16 protein-coding genes are annotated in these 18,129 nt (G+C 68.6%); 10 read left to right on the top strand and 6 right to left on the bottom strand.

Annotated features, from left to right (window positions below; translation table 11 throughout):
* Positions 1–184 precede the first annotated feature (184 nt).
* Entirely contained in the window at positions 185–1,201 is a 1,017-nt protein-coding gene (locus ACGFX9_RS26215) for a hypothetical protein (RefSeq protein WP_393476721.1), read from the bottom strand.
* A gap of 153 nt (positions 1,202–1,354) precedes the next feature.
* Here ACGFX9_RS26215 and ACGFX9_RS26210 point away from each other — a divergent pair, with 153 nt between their 5' ends.
* From ACGFX9_RS26210 to ACGFX9_RS26180, 7 genes are all read left to right on the top strand, one after another.
* The gene (locus tag ACGFX9_RS26210) at positions 1,355–1,609 is read left to right on the top strand and encodes a helix-turn-helix transcriptional regulator (protein WP_393476718.1); all 255 of its coding nucleotides are present in this window, start codon (positions 1,355–1,357) and stop codon (positions 1,607–1,609) included.
* A gap of 178 nt (positions 1,610–1,787) precedes the next feature.
* Entirely contained in the window at positions 1,788–2,663 is an 876-nt protein-coding gene (locus ACGFX9_RS26205; protein ID WP_393476715.1) for a DUF6083 domain-containing protein, read from the top strand.
* Complete coding sequence (locus ACGFX9_RS26200; RefSeq protein WP_393477524.1) at positions 2,663–3,133, top strand: hypothetical protein; 471 nt, start codon at positions 2,663–2,665, stop codon at positions 3,131–3,133. The genes ACGFX9_RS26205 and ACGFX9_RS26200 overlap by 1 nt, the downstream gene beginning before the upstream one ends.
* Positions 3,130–4,611 carry a UvrD-helicase domain-containing protein gene (locus ACGFX9_RS26195; protein WP_393477519.1) on the top strand — a complete coding sequence of 494 codons (1,482 nt, stop codon included), beginning with the start codon at positions 3,130–3,132 and terminating at the stop codon, positions 4,609–4,611. Before ACGFX9_RS26200 ends, ACGFX9_RS26195 begins: the two co-directional genes overlap by 4 nt.
* 904 nt (positions 4,612–5,515) lie before the next feature.
* Positions 5,516–6,058 (top strand): hypothetical protein, encoded by a 543-nt coding sequence (locus tag ACGFX9_RS26190; protein ID WP_393476712.1) that lies wholly within the window; start codon positions 5,516–5,518, stop codon positions 6,056–6,058.
* Between the two features lie 327 nt (positions 6,059–6,385).
* Positions 6,386–8,329 carry a hypothetical protein gene (locus tag ACGFX9_RS26185; protein ID WP_393476710.1) on the top strand — a complete coding sequence of 648 codons (1,944 nt, stop codon included), beginning with the start codon at positions 6,386–6,388 and terminating at the stop codon, positions 8,327–8,329.
* The gene (locus ACGFX9_RS26180; protein ID WP_393476707.1) at positions 8,313–9,110 is read left to right on the top strand and encodes a hypothetical protein; all 798 of its coding nucleotides are present in this window, start codon (positions 8,313–8,315) and stop codon (positions 9,108–9,110) included. The genes ACGFX9_RS26185 and ACGFX9_RS26180 overlap by 17 nt, the downstream gene beginning before the upstream one ends.
* A 286-nt stretch (positions 9,111–9,396) precedes the next feature.
* Here ACGFX9_RS26180 and ACGFX9_RS26175 read toward each other — a convergent pair whose 3' ends face one another.
* The 3 genes from ACGFX9_RS26175 to ACGFX9_RS26165 all read right to left on the bottom strand — a co-directional run bounded on the left by ACGFX9_RS26175 (position 9,397) and on the right by ACGFX9_RS26165 (position 11,423).
* Positions 9,397–9,900 (bottom strand): hypothetical protein, encoded by a 504-nt coding sequence (locus ACGFX9_RS26175; protein WP_393476705.1) that lies wholly within the window; start codon positions 9,898–9,900, stop codon positions 9,397–9,399.
* Positions 9,897–10,979, bottom strand: a complete 1,083-nt coding sequence (locus ACGFX9_RS26170) for a helix-turn-helix domain-containing protein (protein ID WP_393476702.1) — start codon at positions 10,977–10,979, stop codon at positions 9,897–9,899. Before ACGFX9_RS26170 ends, ACGFX9_RS26175 begins: the two co-directional genes overlap by 4 nt.
* 174 nt (positions 10,980–11,153) lie before the next feature.
* Positions 11,154–11,423 (bottom strand): hypothetical protein, encoded by a 270-nt coding sequence (locus ACGFX9_RS26165; protein WP_393476700.1) that lies wholly within the window; start codon positions 11,421–11,423, stop codon positions 11,154–11,156.
* Between the two features lie 378 nt (positions 11,424–11,801).
* Between ACGFX9_RS26165 and ACGFX9_RS26160 the strand changes: the two genes are divergently transcribed.
* A complete protein-coding gene (locus tag ACGFX9_RS26160) occupies positions 11,802–12,023 on the top strand; it encodes a hypothetical protein (RefSeq protein ID WP_393476697.1) in 222 nt (73 codons plus the stop codon).
* A gap of 210 nt (positions 12,024–12,233) precedes the next feature.
* Here ACGFX9_RS26160 and ACGFX9_RS26155 read toward each other — a convergent pair whose 3' ends face one another.
* Entirely contained in the window at positions 12,234–12,695 is a 462-nt protein-coding gene (locus tag ACGFX9_RS26155; RefSeq protein WP_393476695.1) for an HNH endonuclease family protein, read from the bottom strand.
* Here ACGFX9_RS26155 and ACGFX9_RS26150 point away from each other — a divergent pair.
* On the top strand, positions 12,667–15,987 hold the full coding sequence (locus ACGFX9_RS26150; RefSeq protein WP_393476692.1) for a tyrosine-type recombinase/integrase: 3,321 nt from the start codon (positions 12,667–12,669) through the stop codon (positions 15,985–15,987). The genes ACGFX9_RS26155 and ACGFX9_RS26150 overlap by 29 nt on opposite strands.
* Complete coding sequence (locus ACGFX9_RS26145) at positions 15,984–16,577, top strand: DUF6262 family protein (protein ID WP_393476689.1); 594 nt, start codon at positions 15,984–15,986, stop codon at positions 16,575–16,577. The genes ACGFX9_RS26150 and ACGFX9_RS26145 overlap by 4 nt, the downstream gene beginning before the upstream one ends.
* Positions 16,578–16,663: 86 nt before the next feature.
* On the opposite strand, the gene ACGFX9_RS26140 is transcribed toward ACGFX9_RS26145, so the two are convergent.
* Positions 16,664–18,129 (bottom strand): tetratricopeptide repeat protein (locus ACGFX9_RS26140; RefSeq protein WP_393476685.1); only part of this gene is annotated, 1,466 nt, incomplete at its 5' end.

The following is an 18,129-nucleotide window of genomic DNA, read 5'->3' as shown; positions in this document are numbered from 1 at the left end:
ACCGGAGAAGGTCCACCCTCCGGTTCACCGGTCAGCTGCTTCTTGGTATATCGGCAGGCGGTGCCTCCGGCGCGTACCTGGCGAACCCAGGCCCCAGGGGTCACTGAGTGGTGTCTGATCATCAGCTTCACCGTGGGGTCTGCCACCCCATGATGGCGGGCTCAAGGGTGCACGTGACGCTGGGTCAGGGATGTTCGGGGAGTTGCCAGCGGATTTCGCCCGCCTCAAGGTCCTGTCGCCAAAAGGCCAGTGTCCGGGTGAGGGTGAGCTGGTCGAGGAGGTCCTCCAAGGGTGGGGGTGCGGTTGCGCAGAGACGCGCGAGGTCTTCGACGCCGACGCGGCCGCTGTCGGCCTCGGTGTGGACAGCGACGGCCAGGGCGGCCAACTGCACGGAGGGGAGAGTCTCGCGTGGGGTCGTCAGCGGGATGGGGTGCAGGGCCCAGTGGGCTGCGCGCGCCCGCTGCTCGCGGCCGGGCGCCTGGGTCAGGACCGCGGCGTCCAGCAGCTGTGCTTGCATGCAGCCGTGTTGGCGGCCGGTGCAGTGCAGCCATCCGGCGTGTTTGAGCTCGTTCCAGGGGGCTGCGTGTGAGGCCAGGCGCATGCCCCGCAGGAATCCGTAGGGCAGGCGGATGTGCCCCTGGACGTCGGCGCGCAGTGCGCACTGCAAAGCCAGCAGACGGGCGCTGGGGGAACAGAAGCGGGGCAGTGCCGCGGCCAGGTAGGTGAGCATCTCTTTCACGCGCACCCGCTCATCGCCCCCCGGCCGCCGGCTGCCCGTCGGGCTGTGCGGCTGACGGGGTGTCTTACGCGGTGAGACCGCGGCGGGAAGCAGAGCGTCGGGCACCACGGCTGCCTGCGCGGTGACGGCCGCACAGGCTGTGCAGGCATCGGCCAGACGCCACAGGCGGCCGCCTTGAGCGCGCGTGAGCACCAGGAGTACGGAGCCGGAGCAGCCGCGATGGCGCGGATGCCACCGGCAGCCCCGTTCGTGGCACTGGCAGGTCCGCAGATGCGATGGCAGGGCGTCGCGCCGGGCGTGCTGCGCCAGATGGGCCAGAACCGCCGAACGCGCCGAGCCCGCGGTCAGGGGGTGCGGAGGGGGAAGGCAGTGCGGGCACACCAGTACCGGGCCGCCCTGCTGGGGCCGTAGCTCCACGGTCCAGATCCGCCGCACCCCCACGTGCGTTGTGCAGAGCCTCATCGGGTGCGTTCCTCCCGCCTGATCCGTGCCGACGTCGGATGACGACCGCACACGCTAGTGCAGACTCCTGCCCTGTAGTGGAGTCGGCGACCTGCAGAAATAGGGCAGAGGTCTGCACTGACAGGGCAGGGTGCTGCACCATCGGATGGTGGGGTGACGATCTTCCCGCCCGACCCGAACCTCACCGCGCTGCGCCTGGAGCTGGCGCGCCTGAGGGCCGAGCGGGGATGGACGTATGACGAACTGGCGGACCGCAGCGGCCTGGCCCGGCGCACCCTCATCGAGGTCGAACAGGGGCGCACCATCGGCAGCCTGAAGACCTGGCACGCCCTCGCCCATGCCTTCGCTGTCCCCGTCGATCAGCTGTTGGGCACCCTCTGCCAGGGCCACAACCCGCCTGAGGCTTGAGACTTCCGGCCCGTGGCGGCCACCCCGCTGACGGCGCGAGCGCACCACCCGAACGGGTCGCCAAAATAGAACGAACACTCCCCGCTTCGTACAGATGCCCCCATCCGCTGGGCCATTGGCGGGACACGCCCGCCACCAGCACCGCGTCCGCGGCATGCCACCTGACACGTTGCCTCCCATGTGCCCCCACCCGCCACCCACAGCCCGACGCTGGGACGGCAGCCCACTCGATCAGCGCCGCCACCGTTCCCTGCGCGTATCAGCCACCAGCCCCAGCCGCCTGCTGCGCACCGGACAGACCAACGGCTGCCGCATGTGCGGCAACCGCATCGAGTGGTACCAGCGCGACAATCACCGCCCCATCAGCCTGCACCCGACCGAGTTCGCCGCCACCGACGTGCCCGCCTCCTGCCGCTGGCACCTGAGCTGCGGCATCGCCCACCGACACGGCGACGGCAGCGCCTGGTGCCGCATCCCGCACGCCGTCCTGTGCCCTCGCCGCACCCTCACCGCCCGCCTCACCCCCTGCATGGCCGAGGCTCGCCGCCAACTCGCCGTGCGCACCCGCACCCTGATCGACACCGGTCTCTTCACGCCGCCCGCGCCGACGCCCCCGCGGACGCGACCTGAGGCGTCCACAGCGTGTCCCACCATCCGGCCCGTCGTGCAGTTCCTCTACACCCGCTACCTCGCCGCGCACCCCCTCAGAGCGATCCAGTGCGTGGCCCAGACCCGCGCCCGCCACCGCTGCCCACGCCCCGTCCTGGACACCGCCGCCCCAACCGGCACCTGGACGCTCCTGCCCGCCAGCTCCAGAACCGGACAACAGGCCCTTCCCGCTGGGCTCATGGCCGTCTACGACCTCGCCCACCTGCCCTACGCCGAGCAGTTGCGCTGGCGCGCCCAGCGCTGCACCGCCCACGCCGGCGCCCCCGGCGCCGCCGATCTCGCCCTGACCCAGTGGCAGGTCTTCGACCCCCTGATCCACCACTCCCACATCCGCCCCCACCTGCCCCACACCGACCCCAACAGCTGCCGCGGGGCCAAGCCGTGATGCACCACGCGCTGGAAATCACCCTGACCCGGCCCCTGACCCCGGCCGAACACCACCAGGCCGCCCGTACAACCCCGCTGGCCGCCAACCACGACGCCACCCACCTGATGACCCTCGTCCCCGCCAAGAGCCCGCACCGGGCTTTGCGCCGCCTGCGCCGACGACTCGACCCCCTGCTGCCCATCGACGTGATCAGCACCCATTACCCCGATGCCGAGAACCACATCCTGCTCAACATCACCCTCCCGCCCGCAGCGCTCGACACCATCCGCCGGGCGGCCACGGCCCATGGGCAATCCCCGCCTGTCTTCGTCGAGCAGACGCTGAGCCAGGCCATGGCCCGCCAGACCCGCCACGAAGCCGACTACCTCGACCTCGCGCTGCACGCCCTGCTGGCCCGCACGTCCGCGCCACAGCTCCTGGCGGCCCTCGGGCGCGCCCTCACCACCGCCGGAGGACCGTCGTGCTGAACCCCACTGACGAACAGGCCGCCGCAGCCGACGCCTTCCACGCCGGCAACCATCTCGTCCTCCAGGCCGGCGCCGGCACCGGCAAAACCACCACCCTGGCCCTGCTCGCCAAGTCCACCCCGCGCCGCGGCCGCTACCTCGCCTACAACCGCGCCATCGCCCAGGACGCCGCCACCCGCTTCCCGGCCACCGTCACCTGCAAGACCGCTCACTCGCTGGCCTACGCCGCCATCGGCCACCGCTACCACCACCGCCTGAACGCACCCCGCCGCCCCGGCTGGCAGACCGGACAAGCCCTGGGCATCACCAAAACCGTCCGCATCGGCCAACGCGACCTGACCCCCACCGCCCTCTCCTACGCCACCCTGCGCGCCGTCACCCACTTCTGCCACTCCGCCGACCCCACTCTCACCCGACATCACGTGCCCCGCCTGCGCGGCCTGGAAGACGCCGGCTATCACCGCGAACTCGCGGCGCACATCCTCCCGTTCGCCCGAAAGGCCTGGGCTGACCTGCAGCACCCCGACGACGGCGCCGTCCGCTTCGACCACGACCACTACCTCAAGATCTGGTCCCTGACCTCCCCGAAAATCCACGCCGACTTCCTGCTCCTGGACGAGGCCCAGGACACCAACCCCGTCGTGGAGCACGTCTTCAACAGCCAGCGTGACCACGCCCAGCTGGTGATGGTGGGCGACTCTGCCCAGGCCATCTACCAATGGCGCGGCGCCAAAGACGTCATGACCACCTTCGACGGCACCCAGCTCGCCCTGTCCCAGTCCTTCCGCTTCGGCCCGCACCTTGCCGCAGAGGCCAACCGGTGGCTGGCCCTGGCCGATGCCCCCCTCCGCCTGAGCGGCACCCCGCAGGTGTCCACTGAACTCGGCCCCGTGGAACGGCCCGACGCAGTCCTGTGCCGCACCAACGTCGGCGCCATGACCCAGGTCATGCACCTGCTGGCCACCGGACTCAAAGTCGCTCTGGCCGGGGGAGGAGCCAGCCTGCGCGCCCTGGCACAGGCCGCTGGCGACCTCAAGGAAGGCCGACGTACCCGCCACCCCGAACTCGTACTCTTCCCCACTTGGGGAGACCTGCAGGACTATGCCGCCCACGACCCCGCAGGACGCGACCTACAGCCCCTGGTCGACCTGGTCGACACCCACGGCACCGACACCATCCTGACCGCTGTGGCCCAACTAGCCCCCGAAACGGCGGCCGAGGTGACCGTCTCTACCGCCCACAAGGCCAAGGGATGCGAGTGGCCACGGGTGAGGATCGCCGATGACTTCACCCCGCCCAAAGACCGCGACGAGCTAGACGCGGCAGGCCAGCCTGTGCCCGGTCCGGTCGACGAAGCCGAAGCGCGCCTCGCCTATGTCGCTGTAACCCGCACGCGTACCCGACTCGACATCGGAGGACTGGCCTGGATCAACAATCATTCTGCTGGCCTGCCGGCTTGCGCAGTGCTCGATTCCTGATGGCTCTTGGCCATCGAACGGCTCGACCGGTGGGTCACGTCGCTGGTGCCGATGTGACCGTTGACGTACCCCTTGTTGTCACACGGCCACTGACCCCGTCGTGCTGAAGCCGACACAGTCACTGCCCGCAAGCCTCGCGCGACGTCGCCCTGACCGGAGGGCGCACGGTGGCAGCTTGGCCTGGCGCTCAGCCGGGATGGGAGACAGGAACTCTCAGGAAGCTTGCTGGGAAAGGGGAAAGGCTGCCTCACCAGACTGAAACGAGTGCTTGCGTCTGCACGAACAATCTGTCCGCACTCTTGGCGTAGCCGTGTCTTCCCGCAGTGCGCCTTGTCATCCCGGCGCAGCGGGAAGCAGCAGCGCGCAGCAGAAAAGGCGTTTGCGAGCCACTGTGCGAATGTCTTGTTCATGGTGCAGGAGGGGGATCTTCTTCACCGGCAACAAAGAAGCGCCCTCGGCTGGAATCTCAGCAATCACGCTGGGTGGTATGCGTCTGACTCTCACCCGAGCCCTGCTGTCACCGCTGACGAGTTGGCGGGCCTCGCGGGCAGTGGCCCGCAGCGCGGGGCAGCTCTCTTTTGATGCCGCCTGGCGACGCGAACGCCTGGCCAGGCACCCCGATGAGCTGGTCTACCGCCAGCACGGCCACCTTCCGCCTCCCGGTCTTGAGCGGGAACGAGACGCAGGTCCAGCCACAGGAAAGCCGAACACGGATTCGGGCGTATGACTCTCGAGTTCGGGAAAACAGGCGAGCGAACAATGTGAAGACAGGTACGCGTGAAACCTGTGTGACGAAAGAGAAATGGGCTCTTTCGGTCATGTTTTTAAACACGCGATTTTCACTCTGGTGGGCGAGTGAAAATCCTTCGAGTTACTTCAAGACGAACCAGTCCAGGGGGAGTTCATGTCTGACCTCAGCGCGTTATCCGCCGTCCTCGGCGCGGGGCTGCCCGCCACGTTCACGTTCCTCTACCAGCGCGTGGAGAACCTGCTGGACCGGCGCGGCGCACCCGAGAAGGAGCTGGCGACGTCGACGCCCTTGCGCGGCGACCTCGCCCTTCCGCTCACCGCCGGCGAACAGGAACTCGCTGCCCGCCAGGCGGACCTGGAGATGCTGCGCGACGGGCTGGACTCCTACCAGCACGACCCCGCGCGCATCGACGCCGGGGACCTGGCGCTGCTGCGGATGCTGGGACGGCTGCGCGGCACACTCGAGGAAATCTACGGACAGCGCCTGACGTTCGTGGGGGAGGAGGACCGTCAGCCGTCGGGGCCCTACGCACGGCAGAAGATCGGCACGGTGCACGGTGAGGCCACCGCTATCGACGCCGAGACCATCAGCGGCCAGGTGGAGTCGGACCAGGACATCACCACCATCGAGAAAGGCGGCAAGGTCACCGGCATACGCGCCCGTGACCTGAAAGGCCCCCCTGGCCCCTCGCGGTAGCCAACGCTCTCTCACCTGCCCCCGACCGGCCTCGAGAAGGGCTTTCGTCCTGTGACCTCCAGTGCTCCGCCTCCCCAGCCACCCGACGATCCGCCCCCTCCGGCTCTGGGCTCTCACCCCGCGCCCCAGCCTGAGCCCCAGACGCGCTTCCCCGCGCCGGAGTCCGGCCAGGGCGCCCCATCACCGGCCCCCGCCGCATCAGCCCGCGCCCTCGCCGACGATGTCTTGCCGCCCCAGGAGCAGGACACAGAGGGAGCAGGCGCTGACAGGTACTGGAATGGACGTATCAACCAGCGCTTCGGCACCAACCACGGTGTCGTCATCGGCATGCTCATCGAGCAGAACATCCGGCGGCTGCGGGGTACCACGCTGCCCCACGACGACGTCACCGCTTATCTGCGAACCTACGTCCGTCACGAGGACGATGACCTGGCCATCAGCAAGATCCTGGACCAATGGCCGGTCGTAGTCCTGACCGGAGCAGACGGCAGCGGCCGCTTCAGCACCGCGCTGGATGTCTTACGGCGCCAGGTGGGCGACACCATCCGCCAAGTCCGCAGGGAACCGGATACCCCTTTCGACACGGCGGGCCTGCACGAAACCGACACCGGATGGATCTTGGACCTGCGAGCCGAGAGTGCCCCGGGCGGATTCGGACGCGAACTGGCCGAGGACGCGACCCAGTTGCCCCAGGGATCATGCCTCGTCGTCCTGATGGGCCCTGCCGAATGGGCCACCTGCCGCACCGGAGCAGAACACCTCGGCCATGCCCTGACAGGACCTCCCCGCACGGACATCCTCAAGAAACAGCTCGCCCAGGCGTCCCTCACCATCGGCAGCGACAGATGGGCAGCGGCAGATCCCATCCAGCAGGCCGTCGCCGCCTTGCTCCCGGCCCAGGTCGCAGCATGGGCGGATGCCATCGTCACCACCGAGGAGGTCGAACGGGCCGAGGGGCGCCTGACGCCCGCCCTCCTGAAGGATGACGCCTACTTCGCCGGCCTGGTCCGCAGCGTCGTCAACGCGGCCGAAGACTGGCGCAGCGACCTCCTCGACTGGCACACCAGGCACAGCGACAGCGCCTACCGCAACTACCTCCTTGCTGCCGCCGTGCTGGAAGGCGCGAGCTCGGAGAAGATCTACGCGGCCTCCACCACCCTGGCCAAGGCACTCGAGGAGACTCCCCAGGAACGGCCCGGGCAGCAAGGACTGGGTGTCGTCGCCCTGACGCACACGGCCAACGCCGACCTCCAGCCCGACGGAACCATTCGCTTCCGCTACCACAACTACGCCGAAGCGGTCGTCGACTACTTCCTCGACGACCGCCCCCACCTCCTCAAAAAGTTCACCGCCTGGACCGCCAAACAGGTCACCGGCCTCGAGGAAGAGCTGGCCACACCGTTGGCCCAGCGCGTGAGCCACTGGGTCGTGCACTACACCGCACGCCACCGCAGGACCCGGCTGCTGCGCTCCCTGGCCGAACAATGGTCTGCCGACCACGCCGAAGCCGCATGCGAGCTGCTCGTCCTGGCCGCCGTCAACGAGCGCGCCGGAGACCTGGCACGCAGCGCCTACCGCAGGTGGACCCGCCAAGAAGCCGGCACCCTCACCGCCGACTTCACCATCGTCCTCATCCGCGCCTGCCAGCGACTCGCCGAGGTCTACCCCACCAGCATGCTCAGCCGGCTCGCCGAACTCGCCGCACCCACCCACCACGGCGCCCACGGCGAGGACGTCGCCACAGCCATCAGCCAGGCCCTGAACGCCCTGTGGGACCAAAACGACCAACGATCGGCAATCCACCGGCAACTCACCCAGTGGACCCGCGACGCCCACCGGCCGCACCAGGCAGCAGCCCAGAGCACGTTCGCCCACCTCGCCGCACGCCGCACCCCCAACGGGCCCGCCCTCCTCACCACCCCGCAAAGCGACACCGACTGGCTCACCGACATGTGGCGCAACGCCCTGCCCACCACCGGCTGGTCGACCACGGTGGCCCACACCTTCGCCTATTGGATGCAGTGCGCCCTGGATCACCCCGAACTGCAAGCGACCATCGAGCAGATCTTCCGCAACGCCGTCCACCGCGACACCGACCCGCACTACAGCGCCAGCCGCCTGGTAGCCATGCAGAGCCTGCTCTTCTCCTGGGCCCCCGCCCCGCCCTCACAACAGCCCGGCGACGCCGTGCACTTGCGCGACCATCTGCTGACCGGACTCAGAGCAGCCGACCCCGCCGCACCCCCCGCCACCGATGCGCCGCAACCGTGACCGCCCCGGCTGGCCCTCACCCCGCACCGGCCAGCTCACCGAGACCGGATGCCTGCTACCCAGCAGCGCCACCGGCTACAGCTTTAGCGCAGAACTCACCGGGCGCTGGGAAGAGACCCCCAGCGCCCGCCCGCACCATGATCCCCGAGCGGCGGCCACACACCACGCCCTCACGGCGGCACGCACCGTGGCACGCCTGTACCCGCTGACCGAATCCCAGGCCGCCCAAGCCCACATCAACACCCGCCTGGGCGTGGGAGCCGACCTCCAGGATGCTGCGGTCCGCCTCCTCTGGGCCAAGGTGCAGCTGACCGTTACCGACCAGGACCACGCCGCTGCCGCTGCACTCCAACGACGCATGCACGACCAGGCGATGAACGACCAAGCACACCGCCAACAGCAACAGCGAGTCGAAGAACTTCACCAAGCGCTCTCCGCCACGCCGACCCTGGCGCTGGCCTACTGGCTCACCCACCACCCCGAATCAAGCGACCGCGACACCATCAACGCCCTCGAGCAACTGGTTCGCAAGATCGCCTCCTATGCGCCGGACAACGCCTGGGTCAATGTCGCCCACTTGCTCCAGACCTTCGTGGAACAGCTGAACGAAGCCCAGCGTGTGAACCTCGTCGAGGCTCTCGCGCAGATCGTCACCCGCTACGACCAGCCGAATCTGGCCGGGCAGCTGCGGACCATCGCCACCAAACTGTCGGCCGCCAACGGACATGCGCCCTCCGGCCCGCCTCCGGAGCACCAGGCCCTTCGACCTCCCGTTGTGTGACGGCGCTGTCCTTGCACCGACGCGGCCGCTACGGCCTGAGCAGTGCGCAGTTGCGACTGATGGATGGCCGGAAGCCGAAGCACGCTACTGCGGGCCCTCGACCTCATAGTCTTCGCCGGGTGGCCGGGGGCTGATCTTTTCCCACCGTTTGTACATGACGATGCCCGGCCGCGGCGGCCGCGGGCAAGACCAGACTGACGTCCTCCATGACTTCTTTGGGGGCGTCGCTGGGGCGCCTGTGACGTGCCCCAGGCGGTGTCCGTGCGGCCACTGCGCCCGCGGCGGCCTACAAGGGTCTGTCCGGCTGCCAGCTGGCGGTGAGGTAGGCGACGGTGGCCGGATGCAGGCCAGTGGCGGCGGCCACAATCTTGAGGGGATAGCCGAGCGCATGGTGCAGCAGGACCGCGTCGTACTGGTCGGGCGAGTCTGCGGCCAGGGACAGCGGGGAGATCCGGCTGGCGGTGAAGCTGGCCAGTTGCTGCCACGCGTAGGCCGTCGGGCTGGGGCTGCTGACCACCCGGGGCCAGTGGGTCAGAAGGTGGCCCCAGGTGTGGGCGACGGCAGCGCAGGCATCCTGCGCGGGCAGGTGGAGCTGGGCGTAGCCGAGATAACAGGGCTCGTACAGGGTGCGGAATCCCTCGAACGCGGTCGGCAGGGCAGGCGCTATCGGTGCCTCGTGGCCGTCCGCCGCCAGCGGCACCTGCCCCCTGCTGCCCGGGGCGTGGGCGGGTCGGTGCTCACGGGGCACGGCGGCTGCCTGGCCGGCCAGGGGCAGCAGGGCTGGGGTCATCCAAAAGCTCCGGCGGAAAGACTCGACGGCATGGTCCTGGAGTGTGGCGTTTGGTCGGGAAGGGCCGTGGCTGCGCTCCACAGCGGTCGAACGGTCTCGGGGTGGCCGTGCAGAGCGGTCACGAGGTCGGTGACCTTCTCCCATTCGGGAACCTGTTCGCCCTTGAGGACGGCGGAGATCTCAGTGGGGGAGAGGCTGTAGTTGGTGCGGGCGCTCAACTGCCCGATGCTGGGGCGGGCGTTGGCCAGCACGAGTCCGCGTAGCGTGGCTGCCAGCGACTCGGGGTTGGGTGGCCGGCGGCCGTGAGCTTCGTCCCACAGGGGCCGCAGCTCGTCAGGCGCGGCGCTCAGCGCCGTCGCCAGGCGACAGGTGATCCGCCAGCTCGGCAGTCGTTCACCGCTGAGGATGCGCGAGATATAGGAGGCCGACACCCCGGCTTCCTCGCCCAGCATGCGCATTGACTTCTTTTTGGTCCGCTGCAGGTGAGACAGCGCGCGGCCCAGGGCGGTTGCAGGGTCGGCGACCGTATCGCCCCCGCCGCTCTCCTGGGCTGTAGGCGGCGGCGCGGCGTGCGCCGTGCGTTGCCGGGGGAGGGCCGTAGAGCGGGTCGGTAATGGGGCGCGCGGTGCTTGCAGCCGTGCCAGGCGGGCCTGGCGACGGCGCGCGTTTTCCTCGGCTTTCCACTGCCGGCTGACCTTGTCGGCCGTGGTGTTCATCGCGCCCGCGATCTCCGCGGACTTCTTCTTGTCGCTGCGTGCCTGCTGCACTAGAGCGGAAAAGAGGTCCTTGAGGTCGACTTGCTGGTAACCGGTGAGCGCGCGGAGCGCGGCCAGCGGCTGGCCGTTCGCCGCCAGGAGATACACGTTCTCCAAGGCCTGGGTGCAGTCCTCGGCCACCTGCGTCGCGTACTCCTTGGAGCTGATCAGGTCCGGCGCGGCGAGCTGGCGCTTGCGGAACGAACGTCCACAGCGGTCAGAGCAGTACCTGCGCCGCCTTCCGGGGCGCTGGGCCGCTTGCTCGACAGTGTTGGAACAGTCAGGATTGGCGCATGCAACGGGCCTTTGGTCCGATGCGGTCATGTTGCTTGGTCCCTTTCGGGGAGGCATCCCCCGCAAGCGGGGTGGAATTGGGGGGTTCCGCAAACCGACTTCCGCAGCGGGTCAGTGTCTCGAGCGCCAGCGGGGCGAGTACGGGAACCGACACGGCGGCCGCGGGACGGGCCGGACTACGGCCGGCCCGTCCCGCAGTGGGCCCTAGACGATACGAATGTGCCGGTAACGCAGGAACGAACGCCTCAGCGCGGGCAGCAGCAAAGGAACAAGGAACAGGGCCAGTTCAGCCTCGCCCGGAGCGAAGATGAGCATGACGCCCTCAAAAAGCACGACCACGAACGGCCCGAGCTGCATGTTGACGGCGATGTCACGCCATCGCTGTGGTTTAGCCCACGGCTGGCGAGGGATGCTAGCTTCGGGCCGTGTCGGCGAGTCGCAGAGCGGCTGGGCGGACAAGCGATCGGGAGGCATGCGCCCTCCTGGTGGCTGGGTCTCAATCGGATGCGAGGCAGCCCCGGTTCAGATGTAGGAGTCAGGGCCGGGGTCGCCTCGTGCCCGCCGAACGTACCCGCTCACGCAGCCGAGACTCCATCACTACAGACCGTTAATGGGACGATTGCGGTTCTCTCCCGCCCCCCTTGGCGTAACCGGTCACAAAGTGAACACGTTCGGCCTTGAACAGTCTCAACGGGTCGCCTGAACACGGCAGTTGATGGCAGATGGCCGTTGAACTACCTGCAGCCCCCCGTGCCCACTCCCTTTCACCGGCGAGACAGTCGACTTCGACTTCGACCACGCACAATTCACCGGGGCGCCGTCACCTTCGCCCGCGCGGAGGGCTCCGGCGGCATGGTGCCGGATCTGTCGGTGTTCGGGCTGCACCATCCGCCGTGCGCGCTGGATGAGTTGGAGCGGGTGACGCTGCCGCTCGGCTCCCTGGCCCTGGGGGCGGGCGGCGCGGTGCTGCCGGAGGACCCGCAGAAGCGGTTGCTCGAATCCCAGCGGGAGGCGGGGGAGGAAGGCGAAGCGGCGCAAGGGCAGCGAGGCCCGCTATGCCCGTGCCGTGCGTGAGTCCCGCGAACGGGTGGCCCGGGCACCAGCTCCCGTGGGTCTGCCGCCGGTTGCCGGCGGGCGGCCTGCGGTGCGAGGTGTGCCACCGCCCGCTGGACTCGCTGCTGGCGAGGGCCCGGCGGCACATCCTGTGCTGAAGAGGAGTCGCCTGGTTGGGCCGGTTAGGCCTCAGGGGCTCAACCAGGGCTCGTCAGGTGAGGCGAGGATCTGCTATCGCGCGAGTTGGACCTTGATCGGGGTGTTGGGGCAACGGGTGGTGTTCTCGGCGAGGGCGGCCTCTTCGCTGGGGTCGATGGTGAGCTTCCAGCGGGTTTTGATGGCGACCCACTGGCTCACGTAGTCGCATCGGTTGCCCTCGGCCGGGGGCATCCAGGTGGAGGGGTCCTGATCGGACTTGCTGCGGTTGGACTTCGCTGTGACAGCCATCAATGCTCGCTCGTCGCCGAGGTCGTTGGCGTAGGCCTGGCGCTCGGTCGCGCTCCAACCCTTGGCGCCGCTGTCCCAGGCCTCCGCGAGGGGGATGCGGTGGTCGATGTCGAGACCGGAGGGTCCTTCGATGTACTGGTCGTCGTAGGCGGAGTACCAGCGGCCGCCGGTCAGCTTGCACTTGGGGCCCTGGTCGGGGGCGGTGAGCGCCTCGGCTTTGAGGACTTCGGCCCGTGTTATCTGCACTGCCTTTAACGGTCTGAGCCACGTGTGTCATCTGTTGCGTACCCTGCCGTGCCTCACAGATATCAGCCATTGGATGAGGCACAAGAGCAACGAAGGAGTGGTAGCGCTGATGCTGCACGTAGAAAGAGCTATCTCCCCGAGTACGGGGACGGCAACCGTGTTGCTGGTCGACGACCAGACCTTCGCCATTCAGGAGGAGGCCCGCGACTACTCGCTGCATCTGCAAGGCCGGGGGCGGTCGCCCCACACGCAGCGGAACTACCTGCCGCGCATCGGCCGGTTCCTGAACTGGTGCGCCGGACGGGGTACCGACTGGAAGTCGGTGCCACTGGGGGAGCTGGCCCGGTACAAGTTCCACCTTGAGCAGACCCCGAACCTGCGGACCGGGCGCCCACTCACGGGTAAGACGGTCAACGCCCACCTGACCGCGGTCAGCGAGTTCCTGCGCTTCTGCGCAGCCGAGGGACGGATCGCTCCGAAGATCGCAACACGGCTGAGCGAGCCGAGATTCCTGCGCTACGCCCCAGCCGGCTACCAGCGCGGCGAAAACGGTGAGCACGAAAGGGTGAAAGCCCGGAACCTGAAGTCCCCGGAGATCGAAAGGCCTCCCGCCACATTCACCGCAGAGCAGTCGCAGCGGATCACCACCGCCGCCCGCACGGCACGTGACCGCTTCCTGATCGCCGTTCTCCTCGGTGGCGGACTACGGATCGGGGAGGCCCTGGGGCTGCGCCGGGAGGACATGCACCTGCTGCCTGACTCCGGTTACCTGGGCTGCGTGCACCGTGGTGCCCACCTGCATGTGCAGCCCCGGCAAGACAACAGCAACGGGGCCCGGGCGAAAAGCGGCCGCTCCCGCGTCGTCCCGCTGACACAGGTGGCGGTCTACCGTTACCGCGACCATCTCGCCGAGCGCGACGGGGTTTCCCAAGCGACCGGATCGGACTATGTGTTCGTGAACCTGGCCGGTCCGTATGCGGGGCGACCGATGACTTACTCCAACGCCAAGCAGATCATCGAGCGCATCGGCGCCCGCTGCGGGTTCCGGGCACGTCCGCACATGATGCGCCACACCGCCGCGACCGCCTGGATTCGCAGCGGCGCCGTGAACGCGTCGCTCGCGGCGGCCCACCCACCGCCTCATCCGCCGCATGCCGCCAGTGTGGACTGGGCTAGCTGGCTGCTGGCCCGGATCGATCCCAACTGGCGCTGCAACGAGTGGGATCCGGAAGGGAACATCTTCACAGGGTCGGTGGACAACCCCCTGACGGCGGCCCACCCCTGCCGGGTGGTCCGGTGCCCGGCGGTGGTGGAGTCGTTCAACAGCTTCTGTTCCGGTTGCACTCATGACCGCCGCGCGAAGGAATACCCGGCGGACTTCGCGGACACCCATGTGCCCGGCGCCCGCCGGGGCAACCAGCACAGCGGGGTCAATCACGGGATCGGCAAGACCCAGTTCACCCTCGAGTCGGTCTCGGCGGGCGTGCGGACAGAGATCCTCTACGCGCTGCAGCAGCGGGACCAGCTGGACGTCATCCTGGTGCCCGGCCGAATCCGTTGCCTCATCCCCCACTTCCCGGCTGATCTGGGCACGCTGCTGGACCTCGACCGCGGCTTCGAGCAGTCCCTGGACAAGCTCCGCCAGGCCACCCTGCGCGGTCTGCTGGACCAGCTGGCCCGGGCCCGCACCCAATACGAGGGCGCCGACCCGACAGCGGATGACGTGTGGGACTGCCATCTGGTCGGCCTGATCGCCGGTCAACGCCGCGAGTACCGCGCCACGACCGGCAACATCGACTTCACGCAGATCCGCCAGACGTGGCTACGGGAGATCGCCAAGGAGTACGGCCGGCAGGCACGCCCCACGGTGCTCGAACTGCGGGCCATCGTGCAGTCGGCGGCCATCGCCTCCATTGCACTCGCCGCGCGACCCCACCGCGAGAGCCCTGAGCGTCTGCAGCTGGCGGACATGAGCGCCGTTGTCGATGCCTTTCGCACCCTGCACCATCCGAAGACGGGCAAGCCCTACAGCAACGACCACCGCAAGGGACTGCTCGGACACTGGCGCCGGTTCCTCGACCAGTCCCGCCTCCTCGGCCTCATGGACCACGTGCCCGGCACCTTCGCCCTCTCCGCCGCCTTCCACCAGATGAAGGCCGCCGAGGAAGACGCCGAAGACAACCTCGGCCGCGCCGTCCCCGAACACATCATCGCCCAGCTCGACCACCATCTGCAGTTGATCGGCACCGGCTACGAACGCGGAGGCTGGACCACCGCGGACTACGCACAGATGTACGCCGCGTACTACCGCCTCGTGCGCGACACTGGCCGCCGCCCGGAAGAAGCCGCACGCCTGAAGCGCGGATGCGTTGAGTGGATCGACGGCACCCCCACCCTCGTCTACGACAACCTCAAACGCCGCCGCTACGGCCGCCGCCTACCCATCACCCAAGACACCGCACGCGACATCGAAGCCTGGGAAAGCAAACTGTCCGACCTGCCCGTGCGCGCGCTCGGCCGAGAATGGCTCTTCCCCGCTCCGGGGCAGAACCGCACCCGGCGCGGGCACATGGCGGCCCACCACTACTCTTCCAACATCTTCCGGACCTGGGTCGACCGCATCCCCGACCTGGTCAGCGAACGCCTCGACAACGACGGCAACCCCCTTCCGCACGACCGCGCAGACATCACCGTGTACGGACTTCGGCACGCCTACGCCCAGCGCCACGCCGATGCCGGAGTCGCCGTCGACTACCTGCGCGAGCTGATGGACCTCGATACCACCATGGGCTACTACACGGTATCTCTGGAGCGCAAACGCAAGGCCGTCGAGACGGTCGCCCGGCTGACCGTCGACCGCCACGGCCAGCCCCGCGGCCTCAACACCGCCCTGGCCTACGAGGGCCAGACCGTCGCCGTCCCCTACGGCGGCTGCAGCGAACCGAGCAACGTCAAAGCCGGCGGACAACACTGCCGCATCCGCTTCCAGTGCGCCGGCTGCGACTTCTACCGTCCCGATCCCTCCTACCTGCCGGCCATGGAGCAGCAGGTCGCCGAACTGCGAGCCGACAAGGAAGCAGCACTGGTCATGGGGGCCGCCGACTGGATCATCCGCAACTTCGACGACCAACTCCACGGCTACACCACATCGCTCGACCAGATGCGCCGCACCCTGGACGCCATGGACCCGACGCAGCAGGCCGCCGTGGAAGAGGCCTCCCGGGAACTGCGCAAGGCCCGTTCCGCCGCCTTCATTCCCCTGGACACCCTAGGCCGACGGAGGCGGCCATGAACGGCACCACGGCATCCCGCGACGCGCGCGTGGCGCAGCTGCGCCGGGCCCGCCAGCTGGACAGCGCAGCCAAGACGGCCCGCGCCACCGCAGCCGCCCGTGACCTCCTCACCGCAGGACAGCGCATCACCTTCGCCCGCATCGCCCGGGAAGCGAACGTCTCGACGTGGTTCGTCTACAACAGCCCCACGGTCAAGGCTGCAATCCAGAACGCCATGAACACCCAGGCAGAGCACGGCACCACCGCCGCGGCAGTGCCCCACAGCGAACGCGCCACCCCCGCCAGCCTGCGCACCGACCTGGCCCTCGCCCGTGAAGAGATCAACGACCTGAAGCAGGAACGCAACACACTCAAACACCGCATCCAGCTGGCCCTCGGCACCCAGATCGACAACGTGCCCCAGGCCGAGCTGCTCACGCGGATCCAAGGCCTGGAGCAACAGAACGCAACGCTGACCGCGGATCTCGCCGAGTCGAACAGCCGGGCCGCGGAGCTCTCCCGCAACCTTGCAGAGACACAACAGACCGTCGAATCGCTCCGGATCGCACTACGCAAGACCATCCGTGCAGTTCCCAGCTCCAGCTCATGATGAACACCGTGGCAGGCAGCGTGTCATCTGCCCTACTACAGCCACCAACGCCGCGCCTGGACGGCAGGTCACAGATGGGCCTGGACTCATGATCCACCGGGCTCCGGCGGAGCTTCCCGCATCCACGGCGGTACATCGTGCCCCGTGACAGCCCGCAACTCCTTGGCTACACCCGAAGGATCCCCGGCATAGGCGACGCGCAAGTAAAGAATGATCGTTTCGCCGATCTCCTGTACGTACACAGGGAGGTCACGAATTAGCACCAACGCCTCGACTAGCGGCGCGACACTCTCACGGAATCCAGACCGCGCAAGCTGTACCTGGCCGCAGGTAGTAAGGCTGCGAACGAGGTTGGGGAGGTGGGCATCGCGGTTGTCTTCGGCGAGTTCTTGGTAGTAGCGGACGGCTTCTTCGGAGACCGCCATCGCCGCCTCCCGCCGACCCACCTCCGCCAGGAGGGCTGCGTGGTTGTTCAACGACATCGCAAGGTCGGGTAGGTAGGCGTCCCGGTTGCCGTCGGCGAGTTCTTGGTAGTAGCGGACGGCTTCTTCGGAGACCGGCATCGCCGCCTCCCGCCGACCCACCTCCGACAGGAGGCCTGCGTAGTTGTTTAGCGCCCCTGCGAGGTCGGGAAGGTAGGCGTCCCGGTTGCCGTCGGCGAGTTCGCGGCGCAGGCGGACGGCTTCTTCGGAGACCGGCATCGCCGCCTCCCGCCGACCCACCTCCGCCAACCGGACCGCGTGGTTGTTCAACGACATCGCAAGGTCGGGAAGGTAGGCGTCCCGGTTGCCGTCGGCGAGTTCGCGGCGGAGGCGGACGGCTTCTTCGGAGACCGGCATCGCCGCCTCCCGGCGACCCACCGACGCCAGGAGGGCTGCGTGGTTGTTCAACGACGTCGCGAGGGTGGGAAGGTAGGCGTCCCGGTTGCCGTCGGCGAGTTCTTGGTAGTAGCGGACGGCTTCTTCGGAGACCGGCACCGCCGCCTCCCGCCGACCCACCGACGCCAGGAGGGCTGCGTGGTTGTTCAACGACATCGCGAGGGTGGGAAGGTAGGCGTCCCGGTTGCCGTCGGCGAGTTCGCGGCGCAGGCGGACGGCTTCTTCGGAGACCGGCACCGCCGCCTCCCGCCGACCCACCTCCGCCAACCGGAGTGCGTGGTTGTTCAACGACGTCGCGAGGGTGGGAAGGTAGGCGTCCCGGTTGCCGTCGGCGAGTTCTTCGTAGTAGCGGACGGCTTCTTCGGAGACCGGCACCGCCGCCTCCCGCCGACCCACCGACGCCAGGAGGGCTGCGTGGTTGTTCAACGACATCGCGAGGGTGGGAAGGTAGGCGTCCCGGTTGCCGTCGGCGAGTTCGCGGCGCAGGCGGACGGCTTCTTCGGAGACCGGCACCGCCGCCTCCCGCCGACCCACCTCCGACAGGAGGCCTGCGTAGTTGTGCAACGACATCGCGAGGGTGGGAAGGTAGGCGTCCCGGTTGCCGTCGGCGAGTTCTTCGTAGTAGCGGACGGCTTCTTCGGAGACCGGCACCGCCGCCTCCCGCCGACCCACCT

The organism is Streptomyces sp. NPDC048436, assembly GCF_043200355.1.
Classification (GTDB): Bacteria; Actinomycetota; Actinomycetes; order Streptomycetales; family Streptomycetaceae; genus Streptomyces.
The sequence above is the reverse complement of the archived record's forward strand: the minus strand, read 5'-3'. Positions and strand labels throughout refer to the sequence as shown.

Bases quoted from the DNA above. Each gene is read 5' to 3' on its own strand.
- ACGFX9_RS26170 (WP_393476702.1), bottom strand. From the start codon at position 10,979: ATGACCGCATCGGACCAAAGGCCCGTTGCATGCGCCAATCCTGACTGT.
- ACGFX9_RS26190 (WP_393476712.1), top strand. From the start codon at position 5,516: ATGTCTGACCTCAGCGCGTTATCCGCCGTCCTCGGCGCGGGGCTGCCC.
- ACGFX9_RS26165 (WP_393476700.1), bottom strand. From the start codon at position 11,423: ATGCCTCCCGATCGCTTGTCCGCCCAGCCGCTCTGCGACTCGCCGACA.
- ACGFX9_RS26200 (WP_393477524.1), top strand. From the start codon at position 2,663: ATGCACCACGCGCTGGAAATCACCCTGACCCGGCCCCTGACCCCGGCC.
- ACGFX9_RS26145 (WP_393476689.1), top strand. From the start codon at position 15,984: ATGAACGGCACCACGGCATCCCGCGACGCGCGCGTGGCGCAGCTGCGC.
- ACGFX9_RS26205 (WP_393476715.1), top strand. From the start codon at position 1,788: ATGTGCCCCCACCCGCCACCCACAGCCCGACGCTGGGACGGCAGCCCA.
- ACGFX9_RS26180 (WP_393476707.1), top strand. From the start codon at position 8,313: ATGCGCCGCAACCGTGACCGCCCCGGCTGGCCCTCACCCCGCACCGGC.
- ACGFX9_RS26215 (WP_393476721.1), bottom strand. From the start codon at position 1,201: ATGAGGCTCTGCACAACGCACGTGGGGGTGCGGCGGATCTGGACCGTG.
- ACGFX9_RS26160 (WP_393476697.1), top strand. From the start codon at position 11,802: ATGGTGCCGGATCTGTCGGTGTTCGGGCTGCACCATCCGCCGTGCGCG.
- ACGFX9_RS26185 (WP_393476710.1), top strand. From the start codon at position 6,386: ATGCTCATCGAGCAGAACATCCGGCGGCTGCGGGGTACCACGCTGCCC.
- ACGFX9_RS26175 (WP_393476705.1), bottom strand. From the start codon at position 9,900: ATGACCCCAGCCCTGCTGCCCCTGGCCGGCCAGGCAGCCGCCGTGCCC.